The organism is Streptomyces sp. NPDC002130 (assembly GCF_040296465.1).
Lineage (GTDB): Bacteria > Actinomycetota > Actinomycetes > Streptomycetales > Streptomycetaceae > Streptomyces.
The window spans coordinates 1-1,576 of sequence record NZ_JBEOXI010000740.1 but is presented as its reverse complement, the minus strand read 5'-3'; the positions used below and the strand labels follow the sequence as shown (position 1 = coordinate 1,576).

Here is a 1,576-nt window from a genome sequence, read left to right as displayed (position 1 = left end):
CGGGCCCTCGCCGCTGCGGGCCCGCTCCAGGGCCCACCGGGTGACCGCGAGGACACCGAGCACGTCGTTGCCGACGGGGCGTTCGATGTAGCGGATCTCGGAGGAGGACTCGGCGAGTTCGACGACCAGGCGGGCCAGGTCGAGCACGGTGATCTCGGTCGGGTTGCCGATGTTGACGGGGCCGCGCATGCCGTGGGCGGCCGCGGCGAGGATGCCGCGTACGGTGTCGTCGACGTAGCACAGCGACCGGGTCTGGCGGCCGTCGCCGGTCACGGTGAGGGGCTCGCCGGCCAGCGCCTGCCGTACGAAGGTGGGCACCGCGCGCCCGTCGTGGCCGCGCATGCGGGGGCCGTAGGTGTTGAACAGCCGCACGATGCAGGTGTCGGTGCCCTCGGTTTCGGCGTGGGCGGTGGTCAGCGCCTCGCCGAAACGTTTGGCCTCGTCGTAGACGCTGCGCGGCCCGACGGGGTTGACGTTGCCCCAGTAGCGCTCGTCCTGGGGGTTCTGCTGCGGGTCGCCGTAGACCTCGGAGGTCGAGGCGAGGACGAAGCGGGCGCGGGCGGAGTGCGCGAGCTCCAGGACGTTGCGGGTGCCGAGGCTGCCGGTCTCCAGGGTGTGCAGCGGGAGGCGCAGGTAGTCCGCCGGGGACGCCGGGGAGGCGAAGTGCAGCACGAGGTCCGGCGTCCGTTTGATCCGCAGCCCCTCGGACACGTCGGCCTGGACGAGCGTGAAACCGGGCCGTTCGAGCAGCGGCGATATGTTCTCGGGCCGACCGGTGCTGAAGTCGTCCACGCAGGTGACGGCCGCGCCCGCGTCCAGGAGGGCGGTGCACAGGTGGGAGCCGACGAACCCGGCGCCACCGGTGACGACAACGTGTTCCCAGGTCCGTGAGAGGGCGGTGCTCATGTCGGTCTCTCCTCCGTCGGCGGCGGCTCGCGGCACGACGGTCGCGCCTCGGCCGGCGAAGGGGCCGGAGTGCCGTCGAGCTCACGCCCAGCCTCCGACGACCGTGCGGGCACGGCACGGCCGCGTACGGCAAACCGGTGAGTCACGGAGGGTGAGGTCGGTCGGTGAGGAGTTGTCCGCCCAGGTCGGCGGGGGGGGCGCCGGAACGTCAGGCGATCAGTGTGCGGCCCGGGTTCAGGCGGTCGAGGAGCTGGTCCTGGTGCAGACCGGCGACGGGGGCGAGCAGATCGGGGTGGCGCAGCAGGGCGGCGGCGTTCCGGTCGCCGTCGTCGGGGGCGACGAGCCGGCGGAACTCGGCCGGTGTGCCGGTGCTGTGGCTGCCGCCGGCGAGCGCGGCCACCGCCCGGGCCGCCAGCTCGGTGTCGGTGAGCAGACTGGCCGCCCAGCTGGCCACGACCTCGTCGACCCAGGTGCGCCAGGCCTGTGCGTCCACGTCGTCGCCGAGGGCGGCGTCGGCGCCGGTGACCCAGTCGAGCCGCCCGGAGCCGCCGGGTCCGGCCATGCCGAGCAGGGCGGCCGATCCGGCGACGCACGGCGTCCTGGTCGGCGCGCGGGTCGGTGATCTCCTCGTCGTCGAGCCAGATCGCCCCGTCGTCGATTTCCTCCAGCA

2 protein-coding genes are annotated in these 1,576 nt (G+C 73.8%); both read right to left on the bottom strand.

Translation table 11 applies throughout. The features are described from left to right. On the bottom strand, positions 1-906 hold a 906-nt coding region (locus ABT116_RS45030), incomplete at its 3' end, for an NAD-dependent epimerase/dehydratase family protein (RefSeq protein ID WP_351646815.1). A 208-nt stretch (positions 907-1,114) separates the two neighbouring features. Further along, the coding region (locus tag ABT116_RS45025) for a hypothetical protein (protein WP_502984064.1) at positions 1,115-1,576 on the bottom strand (462 nt) is incomplete at its 5' end.